At 46.8% G+C, this 18,833-nt stretch carries 12 protein-coding genes, 1 tRNA gene and 2 riboswitches; of the genes, 4 read left to right on the plus strand and 9 right to left on the minus strand.

Features of this window, described 5'->3' with window-relative positions; genetic code table 11:
- Positions 1–42 precede the first annotated feature (42 nt).
- The 3 genes from GGU45_RS03020 to GGU45_RS03030 all read right to left on the minus strand — a co-directional run bounded on the left by GGU45_RS03020 (position 43) and on the right by GGU45_RS03030 (position 4,200).
- On the minus strand, positions 43–2,862 hold the full coding sequence (locus GGU45_RS03020) for a glycosyl hydrolase (protein ID WP_435221873.1): 2,820 nt from the start codon (positions 2,860–2,862) through the stop codon (positions 43–45).
- Positions 2,863–2,927: 65 nt separating this feature from the next.
- Positions 2,928–3,242 carry an L-rhamnose mutarotase gene (rhaM, locus tag GGU45_RS03025; RefSeq protein WP_435221875.1) on the minus strand — a complete coding sequence of 105 codons (315 nt, stop codon included), beginning with the start codon at positions 3,240–3,242 and terminating at the stop codon, positions 2,928–2,930.
- Between the two features lie 466 nt (positions 3,243–3,708).
- The gene (locus tag GGU45_RS03030; RefSeq protein ID WP_435221877.1) at positions 3,709–4,200 is read right to left on the minus strand and encodes a YkgJ family cysteine cluster protein; all 492 of its coding nucleotides are present in this window, start codon (positions 4,198–4,200) and stop codon (positions 3,709–3,711) included.
- A 59-nt stretch (positions 4,201–4,259) separates the two neighbouring features.
- Between GGU45_RS03030 and GGU45_RS03035 the strand changes: the two genes are divergently transcribed.
- Together GGU45_RS03035 and gcvP are read left to right on the plus strand one after the other, a co-directional pair.
- On the plus strand, positions 4,260–4,664 hold the full coding sequence (locus tag GGU45_RS03035; protein WP_435221879.1) for a hypothetical protein: 405 nt from the start codon (positions 4,260–4,262) through the stop codon (positions 4,662–4,664).
- Positions 4,665–5,001: 337 nt separating this feature from the next.
- Positions 5,002–7,926 (plus strand): aminomethyl-transferring glycine dehydrogenase, encoded by a 2,925-nt coding sequence (gene gcvP, locus GGU45_RS03040; protein WP_435221881.1) that lies wholly within the window; start codon positions 5,002–5,004, stop codon positions 7,924–7,926.
- A gap of 311 nt (positions 7,927–8,237) precedes the next feature.
- Here the strand turns inward: gcvP and infC are convergent, their stop codons facing one another.
- The 4 genes from infC to rbp form a co-directional block, all read right to left on the minus strand.
- Positions 8,238–8,867 carry a translation initiation factor IF-3 gene (gene infC, locus GGU45_RS03045; protein WP_435221883.1) on the minus strand — a complete coding sequence of 210 codons (630 nt, stop codon included), beginning with the start codon at positions 8,865–8,867 and terminating at the stop codon, positions 8,238–8,240.
- Positions 8,868–9,032: 165 nt separating this feature from the next.
- Positions 9,033–9,905 carry a GTPase Era gene (gene era, locus GGU45_RS03050; protein WP_435221885.1) on the minus strand — a complete coding sequence of 291 codons (873 nt, stop codon included), beginning with the start codon at positions 9,903–9,905 and terminating at the stop codon, positions 9,033–9,035.
- A gap of 137 nt (positions 9,906–10,042) precedes the next feature.
- Positions 10,043–10,114: transfer RNA gene (locus GGU45_RS03055), tRNA-Met, on the minus strand.
- A 210-nt stretch (positions 10,115–10,324) separates the two neighbouring features.
- Complete coding sequence (rbp, locus tag GGU45_RS03060; RefSeq protein ID WP_435221887.1) at positions 10,325–10,609, minus strand: RNA-binding regulator; 285 nt, start codon at positions 10,607–10,609, stop codon at positions 10,325–10,327.
- Positions 10,610–10,865: 256 nt separating this feature from the next.
- A riboswitch (TPP riboswitch) is annotated at positions 10,866–10,977 on the plus strand.
- Between the two features lie 71 nt (positions 10,978–11,048).
- Here rbp and GGU45_RS03065 point away from each other — a divergent pair.
- Positions 11,049–13,298, plus strand: a complete 2,250-nt coding sequence (locus tag GGU45_RS03065; RefSeq protein WP_435221889.1) for a TonB-dependent receptor — start codon at positions 11,049–11,051, stop codon at positions 13,296–13,298.
- Between the two features lie 187 nt (positions 13,299–13,485).
- Here the strand turns inward: GGU45_RS03065 and GGU45_RS03070 are convergent, their stop codons facing one another.
- Positions 13,486–14,862, minus strand: a complete 1,377-nt coding sequence (locus tag GGU45_RS03070) for an efflux RND transporter periplasmic adaptor subunit (RefSeq protein WP_435221891.1) — start codon at positions 14,860–14,862, stop codon at positions 13,486–13,488.
- A gap of 25 nt (positions 14,863–14,887) precedes the next feature.
- Complete coding sequence (locus GGU45_RS03075) at positions 14,888–16,327, minus strand: TolC family protein (protein WP_435221893.1); 1,440 nt, start codon at positions 16,325–16,327, stop codon at positions 14,888–14,890.
- A gap of 46 nt (positions 16,328–16,373) precedes the next feature.
- A riboswitch (cobalamin riboswitch) is annotated at positions 16,374–16,597 on the plus strand.
- A gap of 145 nt (positions 16,598–16,742) precedes the next feature.
- Here GGU45_RS03075 and GGU45_RS03080 point away from each other — a divergent pair.
- Positions 16,743–18,671 carry a TonB-dependent receptor plug domain-containing protein gene (locus GGU45_RS03080; protein WP_435221895.1) on the plus strand — a complete coding sequence of 643 codons (1,929 nt, stop codon included), beginning with the start codon at positions 16,743–16,745 and terminating at the stop codon, positions 18,669–18,671.
- Positions 18,672–18,833 lie beyond the last annotated feature (162 nt).

The raw sequence follows: 18,833 nt of genomic DNA on the forward strand, positions 1-18,833 counted from the left end.
TAAGTTTTTAAAAAGGATACCGCCCTCTTCAAAAGCCGTCTGCTATTTCAGCGGAGTAAGCGTTACCGGCCCCAAAAGCCCCGAGGGCAGCGGCTTCCAGCCTGCTGCATTAAATAATCCATCCTTTACATTTTCCTTTAGCCTTGCGGGCATATTGGTATTATAAAATATCTTCCAGGGGAGCTGGTTCCGGTCCATATATGCGATCCGGTTGGCCATCAGGTTGGCTACCGTAATTTCCAGTTTGTTCGTTTTGCCTAATGCCGATGCAGGAATGACCGTAGTAAATGATGGCCCAATCAATGTGGCAAGGCGCTTACCGTTCAGGATTACCTCGGCGGTTTCATGCACCACTCCGAGATTCAACAGGTACCGGGCAGCATTTCCGGGCCGGTTAAAAGTGACCGTATACCTTGCCCTACCCGAGAAATCTTTGACTGCCGGGCCTTCCATATCCGTCCAGGAGCCCAGGGTTTGAATCGTTTGCTGTGCCGGCAGTATGGGGCCTCCCTCAAGAAAACGAAGCGCCCAGCTTCCTTTGATAACAACCGGGGCTCCACTCCTATCCTGATAGGGGAAAGGGTCGCCCTTACGGTCCGTATCAAAAAGCTGGATCAGCAAGGACGCATAAGGCTCTAGCTGGACCAACACTTCAACAGCACCTTCTTTTTTACGCCAGCGGGCCAACCCTTTTGCACCGCTCATGGCATCCAGCAGGGCTACTGATGTCGCATCGTTTTTGAGAGTCACCCACTCCTCAACCTGCCGGTCAGTACGGTTGTTGATAAAATAGACCCTGCCATCTGCGTTTTTCCTCCGCAGGATATAAATATCCTTATCATCCAGTTTTTCCTTTCGCACCGAGCCCGCCTGCATCAGGGCATCCAGATCTTCGCTTATCCAAACTGCCCCTTTACCTATTGTCGCCTTTTTCGTATTACCTTGGGATGTAAACCGAAGCTGACGGGTAAGACCGGCCAATCTATTACGCCGGCTATCCAGTTGATATAGCCCCGGAACATCGACCGGCAGTTCCTTATATACCAATAACGTTGCGCCGGCTTTTACTAAGGAGAGCAACTTTTCAAAACTTTCATCCGTAATAAAATGATTGGCGGGCAATAGTATCGACCGGTATTGATTTCCTCCGCTGACAATATTACCAGACGTAAAGGCGAAGTGTTGTAACTGCCGGTCCGAAAAAAAATCAAAGCCATACCCTTTTTCAATCATATCCTTCGATACCGCTTCAAATGCTGTGTTCACAAAATTCTTTTCCATCCCGTCAAAATGCTGTAGCAGAGCGTTTCCCGGCTCTGAATAGCGGTCGATGATGGGGTAATAAAGCAGGAGATCATTGTCGGGCCTGCCTTTCTGTAAAAAACTCTGCACACGGGTTATGTAGGTATTAAGCGCATGAAAATCCTTCCATTGCGGGTTCACTGGCTGAAAATGCACGGCTGCGTAAAACAGCCAGCCGGGCCAGGCTGCCGTCCTGGGGGAATATTCCATGCCATGATAGAATATATGATTTACGCCGCCGAGAAAGTACAGGTCAATTGCTTTTTTCACATCGCCCCAGGACGAAAGAAAGTGTTCATTAAGCCAGGTGGCCGATTCTGATGAAACCAGTTGCTTGCCGGTAACATTTGCAGCAGAAGTTGCAAACTTAAACCGAAGGATATCATTGCCCTCTGTTTCCGGTATATCCACCACGCTGTACAGATCCAGTGTATTGGCCGGTGATCCATGACTTTGGTTACGCAGCATTTTGCCTTTACCATCACTCCACTTTTTCCATTCTACGGTAAAATGCTCCAGCAATAACTCATCGATTACGGAGCGGTAATCATAGATCACCCGGCTGTTCTTATCGGCATGATCTTTACCAAAAAGCGCGGGCAACTGGTTCAACAGATCATAGCCTTTTCGTTTTTTAAACTCACTGAGGAACGTTGGCGTCCAGTTAGCCTGACCGCGTGCATCGTCTACTTCGTACGAATCATTAAAAAAAGAACGCAGGTAACCAATGTCGTACCCCTTAAAAGCCTGATCAAACCGTTTAAAATAGTTCAGTGCCGCTTGTTTCGAAAAATGATCAATAGCGTATCCTTCACCACCCGGAGCGGCCCTTTCTACCATTTTGCCATGCAGCCCTTCAAACAATGCGTACAATGTCCAGTTTTTGCCCGCAGCAGGAGCTGTCCAGCTCAGTTTCCCGGAGGCATCCACCCGTCCTGTAAGCGCCACCGGTGCTCCTTTTTCGGGATAAGCAACCAATGCCTTTAAGGGCAGCTTCCCCGGAAACTGTACCTGATCCAATGCTAATTCCTGCAGGTTTTTATTGTCTGAAACCGGGTTCCGCACCGCGCTCAATGCTACCGTTTTATTATTAGCGGTACGCACAAAGCCTTCCTGCACATATACCACAGGCTCTTTGAGTTGTTGCTCCGCGGTTAAAGAATACGTTTTGAGATAAATGGACTTGCTGGCATCTGCATCTTTTACCCAGGGGCCGCCAAAAGGCCAACCGGTACCATTGGCCAGGTCTACGCCCAGGCCCAGGCGTTTGCTTTCTTTAAGTGTAAATGAAAACAGTTCCATCCACCGGGGCGACAGGAAATCAACAAAATTCTGTTCCTGCCCATGAATGCCGTAGATCGGCGTTATTTCCGTACCACCAATACCTGCTTCCCGGTATTGCTCCAGGTTCCAGCGAAGCCCCTCCTCATTTACCGCACTCCCCTCCCACCACCAGCGTGTCCAGGGTTTATTGGTGGCGGTTGCCTTTGGCCAATTAATCTGTGCCGGCAACGCCAGTATACTAAAACAGGCAATGCATACAAATATCGTTTTCCTCATAATAAACTTCATTTTAACGGTCGTTCAGTTGCTCCTCAAAGAGGATTGTTTTCTGCAGGCGACCTTTACTCCATATAAAAAACTTCCCGGAGCGGAATTGACACCGGCGAAAAATCCGCATGTGTTTCCATAATATCGCGCATAAAAGCCCACCACTTTTGCATTACCGGATGAGCAGGAAGATGGTCCAGCGTAGATCCGGGCTCCAGCTTCAATATACCCAACAGGTCATTGGTTTGCTCATCCAAAAAAATACTATAGTCGCTAATCCCCGTTTGCTTTAGCAGTTCCTGTAATTCCGGCCACAAAGCATTGTGTCGTTTTTTATACTCAGCTTCATATCCTTTGAATAATTTCATTTTAAAAGCAATCCGTTGCATAATTCCCGATTTAATAAACCATGCTCCAACCGGCAAGCAGGAGCGCTAAAATAGATTTGTTTTTTTTGTTATCCGTCCTGAACCGTCCTGACTTTTACAATTAATTGTAAATTTAACAAATAATCAACCCGTCCATGACCCACATTGCACCATATTTCATGTGGAATTTCAACATCATCAAGACAAAAACATGCTTTTCAAAAATACGGCTGTTTCACCCACGATACGCTGCGCTCAGCGTATTCCCATGTGGTTTTTAGTCATCTGTATGGTTGAAACGATTGGCATATTTCCTTTAAAATAAAGCAGATAGCAATTACACCGGCACCCCGGCAACGATTGCGTAAAAAACACCGGCCAAAAATTCCTTTCCAAAATAATACGGGCCGCTATCGGCACGGAGCGGAATGGAGCCGTACCAGGAAACATCCGGCAGGCGCATCTCCGCTACGCAACAGAAAAAACATTATTTATTAAGGGGAGTTGCTATCAGCCTTTCCAACACATAATACGTGATAGGACAAAACTCGCTGTTTTTTAATGTAAGCGCCGGTCGTTTGATCAGTACATCTTCGTCTGTGTAGGGAAACCGGGCGCAGTCTGAGGGACGCATTTCATAAATGGCGCAGGTATAGTCGGTATTCAGGAAGGGACATGGAGATTGCTGCACAACAAAATCTCCTTCATCATCTACTTTCAGATAAGTAGCAATAAAAACGCTTTCTTTCATCCCCAATGCCCGCGCGATCCTTTTTATATCCGGCGTTTTAAAACGGGGAGAATAATTTTTACAGCAATTGGCGCAGGTCAGACAATCCACCGCCTTAAATGCCGCGTCATGCAAAGCCGGCAATTGCCGCAGCACCTTGTTCTTATCTGCGCGTTTCAAAAATTGCTGATATGCTTTCTTATGTTCCCTGGATGTTTTTTCCCACCCCTGTAATTTACCTGTTGCCATGATCCTGATCCATGCTGTTTAATAATTGCAAAATTAGCTGTTAAATCGTATCTTTAAGCATGGCTACTATGGAAGAAATTCCATTAACTTTACAGGAAGAAACATTTCAGCAGGTGTTTGAAATAGCAGAGGTAGCTAACTTAAAAAAGGAGGAATATATGTTATTCCAGAAAGACGTTTTAGACCGGTGGACGGAGTATGCTGTATTAAAAACTGCCAAGGAGAAAGCCATATCGGAAGGCATGGCCATCGGCATTGCGAAGGGTACAGCAGAAGGAATGGAAAAAGGCATACAAAAAGGGATGGCAAAGGGAAGAACGAAAGGGTTGGAGGAGGCAAAGAGCGATTACATACGTAATCTGATTGTGAAGTTGAATTTTACTGACCAGCAAATTGCTGATCTGACAGAGGTTTCCATCGACTTTATTAAAAAGATCAGAACTTCATTAGAGAAGACGAAATAAACAGCTTCTAAGACAAACGAATTCATAAGGCTGCTCCGGTACCGGGGCAGTTTTTTTATGCCGTGCCTTTTTTAACAGATTCCGTCCGATGCGCAAACGGTTGAATCATCCGCGTTTCTTCAAGTCAGTTTTTGAAAATTTTCAACAAAAAACAAGCTTCAATAAATGAACGAACAAAAACAAGATAAATAGTTGAACAGCTCGCAAAAAAGCAGAAACAACAAGAGCTCCAGGCTTGTAGCCCCTGCCACTCCCTGTAACCCTCAGCCGTTTTTTTTTCACAAAATGCGTGTACCTTTGCGCACCTTCAATTATACTTTAATACTTAAGAAGTTATATGAATATTTTAGACGCTCAATCCACAGAGTTTTTAAGACGCCATATCGGCCCCAACGAAAAAGAAACGGAAACAATGCTGGCGCAAACCGGCCTTGACAACCTGGATACGCTGACAGCGCAAACAGTTCCCCCAGATATCCGGATGCAACAGGGATTAAACGTTCCCAAACCGATGAGCGAAAATGAATACCTGCGTCATATTAAAAATGTGTCGCTAAAAAATAAGATCTTTCATAACTATATCGGGCAGGGATATTACGGTACTATTATCCCTTCTGTTATCCTTCGCAATATTTTTGAAAACCCGGGATGGTACACCCAATATACGCCTTACCAGGCAGAGATTTCACAGGGCCGGTTGGAAAGCCTTCTCAACTTTCAGACGGTGATCAGCGATCTGACCGCGCTTCCACTGGCGAATGCTTCACTGCTGGATGAAGCAACTGCGGCGGCTGAGGCCATGGGCATGTTTTTTCATCTGAAGAACCGTAGTGAAAATATTCAAAAACCAAAATTCTTTATCGACACCGATCTGTTTCCACAAACCAAAGATGTGCTGTACACCCGTGCAAAACCTTTTGGTATTGAAATCGTGGAAGGTAATTATAAAACCATATCGATAACAGATGCCTTTTTTGGCGCCCTGGTGCAATATCCCAACAACAAAGGAAGCATTGAGGATTATCGCGCCTTTATTGAAGCGGTACACGCCTCCGGCGGCTATATTGCCATGGCTACCGACCTGTTGGCTTTAACGCTTCTAACCCCTCCCGGGGAGCTGGGCGCGGATGTAGCTGTTGGCTCCGCTCAGCGCTTCGGTGTTCCGCTGGGTTATGGCGGCCCTCATGCAGCTTTTATGACGGCCACCGATGAGTTTAAACGTACCATACCCGGGCGCATTATCGGTATCAGCGAAGATGCCAATGGCAATCGCGCACTGCGCATGGCGTTGCAAACCCGCGAACAACATATCAAACGCGAAAAAGCTACTTCCAATATCTGTACCGCGCAAGCCCTGCTGGCCAATATGGCGGCTATGTATGCAGTATACCATGGTCCGCAGGGGCTTAAAACTATTGCAGAACGGATAGCGATCTACACCCAAATTGTGGGAGAATCCATCGAAGCACGGGGCTTCAGACTGGTGAACGATCACTACTTTGACACCATTGTAGTACAGGTACCGAATATAGCCCCCATTATAGAAAAGGCAGAACAACAAAAAATAAACCTGCGGCAGATTGACCATCAGCATATCGGCATTTCCCTTGATGAAACCGTCATTATTGAAGACCTGTACGACCTGATCAACTGCTTCGAGAACGATGCAGACCCTGTTTCGTTCTCTTTAAGTTCAGCAGAAACCCTACGCCATATCCCGGAAGTGCTTTACAGGACGTCGACTTATCTTACCCATCCGGTATTTAATACCTATCATAGCGAAAGCAAGATGATGCGTTATATAAAATACCTGGAGAATAAAGACCTTTCCCTGAACACCTCAATGATCTCTTTGGGAAGCTGCACCATGAAACTGAATGCTGCTACGGAAATGATTCCCTTAAGCTGGTCGCACTGGGCCAATATACACCCTTTTGCACCAGCCAGCCAGGCAGGTGGCTACCGGCAGATTGTGGAGGAACTAAGCCAGTACCTGTGCCAGATCACGGCCTTTGATGCCTGCAGCCTGCAGCCCAACAGTGGCGCCCAGGGCGAATATGCTGGTCTGTTAACCATCAAAGCCTATCATGAAGCACAGGGGAACCCGCACCGAAACGTGATGCTGATTCCCATTTCCGCACACGGCACCAACCCTGCTTCGGCAGTAATGGCCGGTATGAAAGTGGTGGTAGTAAAGGCATTGGAGAACGGTTATATTGATGTGGAAGATCTCAAAGCAAAAGCGCAGCAATACCAGAACACGCTGGCTGGGATCATGATCACTTACCCAAGCACTTACGGGGTTTATGAGGAAACGGTAAAAGAGATTACCCGGATCATACACGAAAACGGCGGACAAGTATACATGGACGGCGCCAATATGAATGCCCAGGTAGGGCTTACGGCGCCGGGCCTGATCGGAGCTGATGTCTGTCACCTCAACCTGCATAAAACCTTTGCCATCCCGCATGGCGGCGGCGGTCCGGGTATGGGACCTATTTGCGTAAAAGAGCACCTGGCACGGCATCTGCCCGGCCATGTATCCTTGCACAGGGCCAAGACAATTGCGCTGAACGGCAACGGGCAAAACCATCAACCAGATCATGCCGCTATCCATGAAGGTGCGGTATCCGCCGCCCCTTACGGCTCTGCATCCATCCTGCTGATTTCCTATGCTTATATCCGGATGCTGGGAGCAGAGGGACTAAAAGCGGCAACCGAGTACGCCATTCTTAATGCCAATTATATGCGGGCACGCCTGGCGGAGGACTTCGATATTTTATATACCAACGATAACAACCTATGCGCCCACGAGTTTATTGTGGATCTGCGTCCCTTCAAAAAAACAGCACAGGTAGAAGCCGAAGACGTGGCTAAGCGGCTAATGGATTACGGGTTTCATGCCCCTACAATGAGCTTTCCCGTTCCGGGCACCATCATGATTGAACCCACTGAGAGCGAAGACAAGGCAGAGTTGGACCGTTTTTGTGATGCGCTGCAGCAGATCCGGAAAGAGATACAAAAAATAGAATCAGGAGCATGGGATATTAAGGACAACCCGCTAAAAAACGCTCCGCATACCCAACAAGCAGTTATCACCAGCAACTGGCTGCACAGCTATACCAGGGAAGAAGCCGCTTTCCCCCTGCCCTACGTGGGACATAATAAATTTTGGCCTTCCGTTGCCCGCGTTAACAACACGCTGGGCGACCGGAACCTTATTTGTACCTGCGAACCGGTTGAGGCATATATGGAAGCTTAGGTTATCAACATTCGATAAACAAGGGCTGTTTCAAAAATATTTGAGACAGCCCTTTTGTATGCCCGAATAAATCACAAAAATTTCACGCAAAGACGCAACGGAGCAACAACGTAGAGAAATGGCAGCTCTCCTATTCAAACAGATCTGCTTGACCCCATAGCCGGGCAATCCCATCAAAGACCAGCCTTCTGCGAAAATCAGCGAAATAATCCGCGCACCGCTACAGGAAACAACGCCACCAGGGCAAAAAAAAACCGCAAAAGCCCCGTTGCAGGAACGAGGCTCTTACGATAAAAACAATTAAAAAATCCTTATTTCTTTTTTGCCGGTTTGGGGGCAATCATCGCCAGCATCCGACGTCCTTCCAGCTTGGGAAGATTCTCGAGGGTTCCAAAATCGGCCAGCCGTTCTGCAAACTTCAGTAACAGCAACTGACCGCGGTCCTGAAACTGGATCGCTCTTCCTTTAAACTGTACATAGGCTTTCACCTTATTACCATCTTTCAGAAAACCTTCTGCATGTTTGGCCTTAAAGTCAAAATCATGTTCATCCGTATTAGGTGTAAAACGGATTTCTTTGATTTCAGTGGCCTTGCTTTTGGCTTTCAGTTCTTTGTCCTTCTTTTTTTTATCGTATAAGAACTTATTATAATCGATGATACGGCAAACCGGCGGATCTACTTTCGGAGAAATTTCCACCAGGTCCAATTCCTGATCCTGGGCCATTTTCAGCGCCTCCTGAGTAGTGTAAATCCCCTGCTCCACGTTGTCGCCAACGAGCCTTACCTGGGGAACCCGAATAAATTGATTGATGCGGTGTTCTGCTTCTTTCTGCGGTTGAAACCGTCCTTTGAAGAAGCCTTTAGGTCTGTTACTATTGCCGCCTCCCGGCCGGAATCCTGTGCCAGGCGGTCTGTAGGCTGGTTTTTGTGGTACTGCCATTTAACTTTTTAAATTCTCCCCGCTACTTCACCCGTGAAGCAACGCAAATTTTGTTTTTCGAATGAGCCTTACGGGCAAGGCAAAAAAATATTTAATAACAAATATGCTAAAATATTGTCAGTCCTGCAATTTTATTTTTTGGGGATTTTTTAACCTTTAGGCCAATCAGGAACCGTACCCGTACTCTTTCAGGTACAATTCATTGTCGCGCCATTTAGGTTTCACCTTTATAAATAACTCCAGAAACACTTTTTGGTTCAAAAACGCCTCGATATCCTTCCGGGCAGCCATGCCGATCTTTTTTACCATACTACCCTTTTCGCCGATCAGGATCGCCTTCTGGGTTTCCCGGTGCACGATGATATCTGCAACAATTTTTACCAGGGTTTGCTTTTCCTTAAATTCTCTTATTAAAACGGCGGTATGGTAAGGAATTTCATCCTGGGCCACTTCATAGATTTTTTCACGGATCAGCTCGCTCACAAAAAACTTTGTGGGCAGGTCGCTGATATCATCCGAATCGTAAAAAGGCGCTCCCTCCGGCAGCAATTCCACCACCGGCCCAATAAACTGGTCGATGCCCGCTCCTTTCAGGGCGGAGATGGCCACTACTTTTTTGCCATAGGGCTTGTCTTTGAAATAATCGATACAGGCCGTTACTTTTTCTGCCGGCGCCCTGTCTATCTTATTGATGACCAACACGCAGGGAACCCGAAGCCGCAGCCCGGAAAAAATTTGGTCGCTTTCCTCCCAATTGTCGTTCACATCCACCATCAGCAATGCCACATCGGCGTCCTCCAATGCGCTTTTAACGGATTGCATCATTTTCTCGTGCAATTTATACCGGGGTTCAATGATACCCGGGGTGTCCGAAAAAATGATCTGGTACTCCGGCTCCGTCAGGATCGCTTTAATGCGATGCCGCGTCGTTTGTACTTTGGATGAAACAATGGCCAGCTTCTCCCCCATCAACGCATTCAGCAAGGTGCTTTTGCCCGCATTGGGCTTTCCAAATATGTTTACAAAACCGGACTTCATGACTGCAAAAATAAGAAAGCTCCACCAAAAGTGGAGTCTCACTGATTTACGGGAAGGAAGGATTTAAAACATCCATTTTTTGCCCGCTGAAAATAGGGCACACAAAAAATCCCGCTTAAAAGCGGGATTTAATTTAGTTGCGAAGCCAGGGATCGAACCTGGGACCTTCGGGTTATGAGCCCGACGAGCTACCGCTGCTCTACCTCGCACTGCAAATATAGAACAAAAATCTGAATACACAAAACAATCTCATAAAATACTTCATTTTTTAAACCCATTCTTATGTATCCAACGGTACTGCCCATAAAAAAAAATGTCATACCCGCATAGAAACGGTTCTGACATTCTCTTTATGAGTCCGCAACAAGATCCGGACGGATCTTCATTGCAGTAATCAATGTTTTATTGTAAAAACGGGCCTACCATTTGCTGGCATAAGAGCGCGCATTGCTGCTCTTCTCTTCCCTGGGCCGGGCTTCGGTTACTTTGATGGCACGGCCATCTACAGTACCGCCATCCAGTTCTTTAATGGCTTTACGCGCCGCTTCATCATCGGGCATTTCAACAAAACCAAAACCACGGCTACGGCCGGTTGCCTTGTCCATAATAACTCTTGCAGAGCTTACCTCGCCATACTCAACAAAAAATTCACGAAGATCTTCATCGCGAACGATAAAGCTCAGGTTTGAAACATAAATGTTCATGAAAATGAAAAAATTTAAAATAAAAAATGGTTGAAAAAAAAACAGTGTAAGAAACGGCCTAAAAAATCAGATGCAATAATTGCCTAACAGATCAAGGGGTAAAACATTACAAAATGTATTCAATTCAAACTAACAGCGCAAAGTTAACTGGTTATCGCTACAAAACAGCAGCCAACCCGATTGTTTTATAATAATTTTTTTATAACTTCGCGCCGTTCTTTTAAAATAGCAATTTTTAATGCTCCGCCAGTGGCGGGGCAGGTTCCCGGGGTGCTTCAACTTTCGCCAGCAGCGGAAGAAAAGGCTGAGATAATACCCGTAAACCTGATCAGGGTAATGCCTGCGCAGGGAAGGATGGCTCCTTTCTTTTCAGCATTTCCCTCTCATTATTTTTTTACCCACCCCTCAAAACAAAGGGGTCTAAAAACTAAAAAAACAAATGAAGAGGATGTTTTTATCCGGCTGCCTGGTATTGGCAGCGCAACTTTCTTTTGCACAAAAAGATTCTGCAATTGCAAAAACAGACAGCTTTTATCTGCTGTCGCCCGTTGAGGTACGCTCCCTGCGATTGAGCAGCAAAGCGCCTTTTGCCACGTCCAACCTCCATTCCGCCGAACTGCAAAAACAGAACCTGGGTCAAAACATGCCCTACCTGTTAAACCAGACACCTTCGCTGGTAGTGAGCTCCGATGATGGCGTAGGCGTGGGTTATTCTTCACTAAGGATCAGGGGGACTGATATGACCCGGATTAACGTAACCATGAACGGCATCCCGGTAAATGATGCCGAATCGCAGGCCGCTATTTTTGTAGATTTGCCCGATCTGGCCTCCTCTACCACAACAGTACAGATACAGCGGGGGGTGGGCTCATCCACTAATGGCTCCGGTGCCTTTGGCGGCTCCATCAACATCTCAAATCTTGAACAAAGCCCTGTACCGGGTGTTTCTATTAGCAACTCATACGGGTCTTTCAATACCTGGAAGCATACCCTGCAGGCAGGTACCGGTTTACTAAAAGGCGGATTCCGGTTTGATGTACGATTATCTAAACTCAGCTCCAGCGGCTTTATTGAGCGCGCGTCCTCTGACCTGCTGGCGGCGCATGTGATTGGCTCCTGGGCCTCAAAGAACGAAGCCACTCATATCAAATTCAACTACCTTACAGGTAAAGAACGCACCGGCCAGGCATGGAACGGGCTGGGCATTGCTTTTACCGGTCAGGACCAGGAAATAGATTATCAGAAAGAGCTGGAGCAGCAAGGCAGAAATACCAACACACTTGGAGCCATCAGTAAAGGCGTTTACTACAAAGACCAAACAGATAACTACTGGCAGGACTACTACCAGCTGTTCCTGAATCAAAAAATCAATAATAGCTGGAACCTGAATATAGGAACCTTTTTAACAAGAGGCAAGGGGTACTATAACGAATACAAAAAAGACGAGCCCTTTGCTGACTATGGGTTACCCAACTATACAAAGGCACCGGGCGATACCGTGGACAATGTAAACCTTACCCGCCAGCTATGGCTTGACAACTATTACTATGGTTCGGTATTTTCAACAACCTACAATACCGCTGTTACCAATTTTGTTTTTGGGGGCGCCTATACACAGTATGATGCCCGGCATTATGGTTTTGTAAAGTGGGCCGAATACGGCGTTCCGCTGGACCACCGGTGGTACAACCTTACCGCTTTTAAAAAAGATTTCAATTTCTACGCAAAACTACAGCAACAATTTTTCTCAGATCTATATGGCTTCGCAGATCTGCAATACCGTAATGTAGCCTATACAATCAATGGATTTCGCAAATCGCCCGCCCTTCCTCCCATCCAAAACACCTACCAGTTCTTTAACCCCAAAGTGGGACTGAGCTATTTCATCTCCCATGGCAGCAACGCCTCCGGCAAAGTGTATGCATCTTTTGCCCTGGCCAATAAAGAACCCAACCGGGATGACTTTGAAGCATCTGAAAATGAAAAACCCCGCTCTGAACAATTACAGGACATAGAGGCGGGATATGAATACCGCACCCCCCGGTTCCAGGCCGGGGTTAACGGGTATTACATGCGCTATAAAGATCAGCTGATCCTTACCGGAAAAATCAATGATGTAGGCGCCTACGCACGCACCAATGTACCGGAAAGCTACCGTGCAGGCCTGGAGTTTTCTGCCGGCCTGCAGCCCTTGCAGTGGTTGCAATTGAACGCCAATGCCACTTTTAGCAAAAACAAGATAAAGGCCCTTACCCAGTATGCCGATGATTACGACAACGGGGGGCAGCTAACCGCAGTGTACCGCAATACCGATATTTCTTTTTCGCCCAATACGATTGCCGGTGCCAACGCCACTCTTGAGCCCTTTTATCAAATTACCGGCAGCCACCATTTCTTTATCGACATCCTGGAAAAATATGTTGGCCGGCAATACCTCGACAATGCATCAGACCTAAGAAAAAGCATCAACCCCTATGCACTAACGGATCTTCGCCTGCGTTACCAGACCAGCTCCCCAACATTTAAGAGCATCGGCATCATCCTGATGGTGAACAATCTCTTAGATAAGAAGTATGAAAATAATGGCTATACTTATAGCTATTTATACGAGGGCGCTTACACTACGGAAAATTACTATTTTCCACAGGCGGGAATCAACTGGAATATTGGGCTGAGTTTCGGATTTTAGACCCGGTGCCGGGGATCTGAGCATTGCTATGGTCTATAGCTATTGACTTTTGACTACTCCCTGTTCAATGTCGTTTCCTTAAGGCTGCAGGAGCAATCAGCCATCTGCAACAATCATAAAAATTGCTTGGGGAAACGACATTGATTCTTTCTTACCTGCTCGCTACCCGTGATCTCTTACGAATGTATTACTTTGCTTTAAACAATTCTTCCTTAGGTACCACTTTTACCCGGGCATCATCCTTCAGCGTTTGGCTAACTGCGCTGTAGGGCCCCGTTACCACTTCATCGCCCGCCTTTAACCCGCTGGTAATCTCTATATAATTGATATCCTGTATCCCGGTTTTTACGATCCGCTTTTTTACCAGCCCATCTTTCATAAGCAGGTATACTACTTCTTCCATTTCCCCGGCGGTATTGCCATTATCCGTATTATTATTATTCTCATCACCCTTTTGTGCCTGTTGTTCTTTACGGGTGTCGCTGAGGCTTTTATCGCTTCCCTTTACTCTTGCGTTTACAGCAGATATCGGAACGGTAATGATATTTTCCTCCCGTTTGGTTCGGATCTCTGCGCTGGCATTCATCCCCGGCCGAAAGGGAAACTTCCTTGGGTGTTGCGGATCCACCAGATCCTGGTAGGAGTTTTTATCGATCCGGATGCGCACTTCATAATTGGTAACATCGTTACTTGTTGCCGTACCTGTGGCCAAAGCACTTTTCACGCTACTCGCAATCTTTGTAACAATGCCTGCAAACTTGCGCCCGCTATACGCATCTACTTCGATCGACACATCATCACCGATGCTTACTTTTACAATATCATTTTCACCCACATTTACGCGTACTTCCATAGTGTTCATGTCTGCAACCGTCATCATCTCTGTACCCGCCATCTGAGCCGTGCCCACAACCCGTTCACCTTTTTCAACCTTCAATGAAGAAATGGTACCGTTAATCGGGGACGTAATCGTAGCCCGGCCCAGCACCTTATTAGCTGCTACCAAACCTGTTTGAGAAGAATGTTCACCGGCCTGCAGGCTGCGTATGTTCTGCAAACTTGCATTATAACTGGCTTTGGCGGATGCCAGGTCGGTTTCATATTGTTCAAATTCAGCCTTCGAAATAACACGCTCTTCATAAAGCTGTTTGTTCCTGCTATAAGCCTGCTTCGCGCGTTCCAGGGCAGCTTTCTGAACCCCCAGGGCCGCCTGACTATTGGCCACGTTTGCCTGCGATTGCCTTAGGCGGGCCGAAGCCTCATCCCGGTCCAGGGCATAATTATCGGCATACACCCGGGCCAACACCTGCCCTCTTTTTACACTATCGCCTTCCTGAACATTGAGCTCTGTAATTTCACCGCTGACATCGGGGCTGATCTTCACTTCATACTCAGGGTAAATCTGTCCGCTGGCTGCGACTGTTTCCGTAATTGAACGGATGGCTGCTTTCTCAGCAGAAACCTTTAGCAGGTTTTTATTTTTATTGGAAAACACTGCATACAAAACCAGCAGTACCAACACGCCGGCGGCCACTATCAAAACCCGCTTCCACTTTTTTTTCATGATCAAAATTTAAACAAAACGTCCATTAACGATGCAATTTAATACCATATCCTTTGTAAAATTCCAGCAGCTTGAGCTTAAATACATAGTCATACCGGGCCGAAAGCATATTGATTTTTGCCTTGAACAGGTTATTCTGATTCGTAATCAGGTCGATTGGTTTTAATAACCCCACGTCAAACCGTTTGCGGGCAAAATCATAGGCTTTTTGTGCGGAAGCAACGGCAATCTGCGCAGCATGAAATTTTTCGATGGCCGCTACCGCATTGGTATGCGCCTGGTAAATATCCTGTTTCAGCGTTTGGGCATCCTGCTCCAGCAGCAGCTCCTGCACTTCTACGTTCAGCTTTGCTTTTTTCCAGTTGGTACGAGCCTGGTTGCCGTTAAAGATCGGGATGCTTAGCCCAATGCCGAGGTTTTGACTGAAGTTTGCCGAAAGCTGGTTAAAATAGTTCCCTTTTTTAAAGCTGATGGGGTAGGTTTGCGGCCCAATCGAACTCACCGGGTAGTCTGCTCCATTCAATGCTACTATGCCAATCGGTACAATCCCCGTCTTGTAAGCGTTGGGAATAAGCTTCTGCGCATTGGAATACTTGGCATCCAGCCCCCCGGCAAGCCCCAGTGAGGGGTACATGGCCGCTTTTGCCACCTGCGCATTTTTAGCCGCGGCCTTCACATTCAGCTCATTGATCTTCTGTTGGGGCAGGTTTGCCAGTGCAGCGTTAAAAACTACCGCCGGTTCCAGTTCCGAAAGCGGCTCCACCGGTATGCTGTCTACAGGAGGCGCCTGTATATTAAAAACTGCTGCCGCATCTAAATTCAGCAAGGCCTGCAGTTGGAGGAGTCGCAACCGGTAGTCTGTCCGGGCGCCAATCAGCGTAGCGCTGTCGTTGGCCAGTTGTGTTTCCATTTCTGCCAGGTTCAGTTCGGGAAGTGCCCCTGTCAATACCTGCTTTTTTATATTATCCCGTTGTTCACGACTTTGCTGCAACTGCACTGAAGCTGCATTGATCTGCTCATTTGAAAGCAGTACCGCCAGGTAGGCATTGGCCACATTCAACGCCACATCATTCCGCGCCTTATCAAATTTTGCCGCGCTTGCTTCATAGGCAAACCCGTTTGCAGCCACCGTATTTCGCTTCCGGAACCAGTTAAACAAGTCGACATTTACATTAATGGAATGGTTGGCCAAAAGGATTTCGTTAGTGGTAAACTGGTTAGAAGTGGGGTCAATGGAACGACCAAACTGGTACCCCATATTATGCTGCGAGTTGGCAGCAGGGAATAGCGCCGCCTTGCTTTGGTCCAGCGTCAGGCGATCCATACGGGCCTGTACATCGGCCTGCTTCACCGATATATTGTTTTCTATTGCATATTCCACGCATTGCTCAAGGCTCCATTTTTGCTGGCTGCTGGCGGCAAAGGATGTTCCCAAAACTGTTAACACAACTAACAGATGTTTCATTGGGCAAAAATAGACGAAAAAATAATGTGCATTAACCGGGGAGCCTTACATTTGCACCAGATTTGGTTTCCCGTCCACGGGAATGAAAAGGGAAGTCCGGTGTAAGTCCGGCGCTATCCCCGTAGCTGTAAAAAGTCACGGCGCTGTATCAAAAACAATTTTTGAACCGGCCCCGTTTGAATTATTGTTCATTTGCCACTGTAACATTGTTATGGGAAGGAGGACAATAAGATTTTGAGCCAGAAGACCTGCCCGATCTGCAGCCGGTGTATTCCGGAAAAAACAATATTCAGCTTTCGGGAGAAAAGTACAATATTAGCAGTGTTTTGCAGGTAGCCAAAAGCCGTTCCTGTACAAACGATCTTCTATTATTTTTATTTCCACCGGGAGCAGTCACTTAAAATCATTTTAAAAGATGAAAAAGATTTTTATGGTGGCTGCTGTTCTCTACAGTAGCATACTTTGGTCGCAACAGGGTACTACCCTCGATAGTATTACCGTAACAGCTACAAAGTTTCCCAAAAAAATGGATGAAGTAGGCAAAGCCATTACAGTCATTGACAGGGATCAGATCAATAAAAGTCCGGGTAAAACGGTAGCCCAACTGCTAAACGAGCAGGCAGGGATTACCATTAACGGCGCACTCAATAACCAGGGAAGTGTACAAACCCTGTACATGAGGGGCGCCAACAGCGGCAGAACCCTTTTGCTGATCGATGGAATACCCGTTTCGGACCCCTCTATGATCAGCAACGAATACGATCTTAACCTGATTTCCATCAACGAGGTAGAACGGATTGAAATTTGCCGGGGACCCCAATCCACCCTTTATGGCAGTGATGCCATCGCGGGCGCTATTAACATCATAACGGTTAAAAACAATATTTCCAAACCCGTTAATGCACGGCTCACCGGCAGCATTGGCACCAACACCACCGCGCGGGGCAATGTACAGGTATTTGGAAAAACAAAGGGGCTCACATATACCACCCGCTATGCTAAACTGTACACCAAAGGTTTTTCATCGGCCTACGACAGCACCGGCAAACAAAACTTTGATAAGGACGGCTACAACGGCGATGTAATGAATGCGCGTCTGCAGCAGCAGCTGGGGCATTTTCTAAAAGCCAGCTCCTTCGTACAATACAGCCGCTACCAATCGGCCATTGACGCCGGCACCTTCATGGACGAACTGGATTATAATATCCGCAACAAGGCGCTTAATACAGGAGCTGGTTTTGAATTTGCAAAAGGAATTGCCCGAATCACCGGCAACTATCAATACGGTGAAGTTTACCGAAACTATTTAAAAGATAGTGCCCGATCGGCCCCGGGAAGCACCAATAAATATCTCAGGAATCAATACGGCGCCCGCACCCAGTTTGCAGAGCTCTATACCCATCTTACCCCCACAGTGTGGCTAACGGTTCTTGCAGGCGGCGACTACCGGTGGGCCAAAATGAACCAGGACTATCTTTCCATAAGTAGCTACGGGCCCTACAGCAGCCGCTTTGATACGGCGGCGCTGCACCAGGAATCTGCCTACGCATCTCTTTATTTTAAAAACCGGCGCAATACCCTGCATCTTGAATTGGGAGGACGTTTCAACCATCACTCCAGATATGGCAGCAACACCACATATACCATTAACCCCTCCTACAATATCAACTCCCATATACAGGTTTACGCCAGTATGGCTACCGGGTATAAGGCGCCATCCATTTACCAGATCTACGATAATTACAGCGGCAATAGCGGGCTTGAAGCAGAAAAATCAGAGAACTATGAACTCGGCACCCAGACCCGCTTTACCACCATCAGCGGCCGTTTTGCATTCTTTCATCGTAATATAAAAAATGGCATCGACTATAACTACTCTACCAACAAATACTTCAACTTCATAAAACAAAGAGTAACCGGAATTGAAACGGAATGGAACTGGCAGCCGGCAAAAAATCTTGTAATCGATGGTAACTATACCTATATGTATGGGAAAGAAACCTTGCAAAGCCGGATCAGCAATGCCGACACTTCCTACGCGTATTTCCTGAGAAGGCCGGCACACCGTATAAATATACAGGCATCTTACCTGTTCTGCAAAAAACTGAATGTATCTGCAGGAGCCAAATATGTAAGTGCCCGCTACGATGTTGGCGGCTACCAGGTGCCGGACGTCCGTCTCTCCCCCTACATCCTGTTCCAGGCAGACGCCAGCTACCAGTTCAACCAACAGTTCAAATGTTTTGTAAATGCGCAAAATCTGTTTAACAAAAAGTTCTTTGATCTTTACGGCTATAACAGCATCCCGCTCCTTGTAAACGGAGGTTTTACCCTTGAGCTGTAAAATACCCGTTATCCTTAGCTGGAGCGGCGGATGGCAACGGACAAACAACTTTCCGGCTTCCTAACTTATACTGATCACGGGATAAAAAAGTGAATCGGTTCGCTATCACTAATTCATTCCCCGATTTATCGAAGCGAAGTATAGAGCCCTTGTAACTACCTT

Origin of the sequence: Niabella hirudinis (assembly GCF_051201075.1) — a bacterium.
Taxonomy (GTDB): domain Bacteria; phylum Bacteroidota; class Bacteroidia; order Chitinophagales; family Chitinophagaceae; genus Niabella; species Niabella hirudinis.

Bases quoted from the DNA above. Each gene is read 5' to 3' on its own strand.
- GGU45_RS03020 (WP_435221873.1), bottom strand. From the start codon at position 2,862: ATGAGGAAAACGATATTTGTATGCATTGCCTGTTTTAGTATACTGGCG.
- rhaM (WP_435221875.1), bottom strand. From the start codon at position 3,242: ATGCAACGGATTGCTTTTAAAATGAAATTATTCAAAGGATATGAAGCT.
- GGU45_RS03030 (WP_435221877.1), bottom strand. From the start codon at position 4,200: ATGGCAACAGGTAAATTACAGGGGTGGGAAAAAACATCCAGGGAACAT.
- GGU45_RS03035 (WP_435221879.1), top strand. From the start codon at position 4,260: ATGGCTACTATGGAAGAAATTCCATTAACTTTACAGGAAGAAACATTT.
- gcvP (WP_435221881.1), top strand. From the start codon at position 5,002: ATGAATATTTTAGACGCTCAATCCACAGAGTTTTTAAGACGCCATATC.
- infC (WP_435221883.1), bottom strand. From the start codon at position 8,867: ATGGCAGTACCACAAAAACCAGCCTACAGACCGCCTGGCACAGGATTC.
- era (WP_435221885.1), bottom strand. From the start codon at position 9,905: ATGAAGTCCGGTTTTGTAAACATATTTGGAAAGCCCAATGCGGGCAAA.
- rbp (WP_435221887.1), bottom strand. From the start codon at position 10,609: ATGAACATTTATGTTTCAAACCTGAGCTTTATCGTTCGCGATGAAGAT.
- GGU45_RS03065 (WP_435221889.1), top strand. From the start codon at position 11,049: ATGAAGAGGATGTTTTTATCCGGCTGCCTGGTATTGGCAGCGCAACTT.
- GGU45_RS03070 (WP_435221891.1), bottom strand. From the start codon at position 14,862: ATGAAAAAAAAGTGGAAGCGGGTTTTGATAGTGGCCGCCGGCGTGTTG.
- GGU45_RS03075 (WP_435221893.1), bottom strand. From the start codon at position 16,327: ATGAAACATCTGTTAGTTGTGTTAACAGTTTTGGGAACATCCTTTGCC.
- GGU45_RS03080 (WP_435221895.1), top strand. From the start codon at position 16,743: ATGAAAAAGATTTTTATGGTGGCTGCTGTTCTCTACAGTAGCATACTT.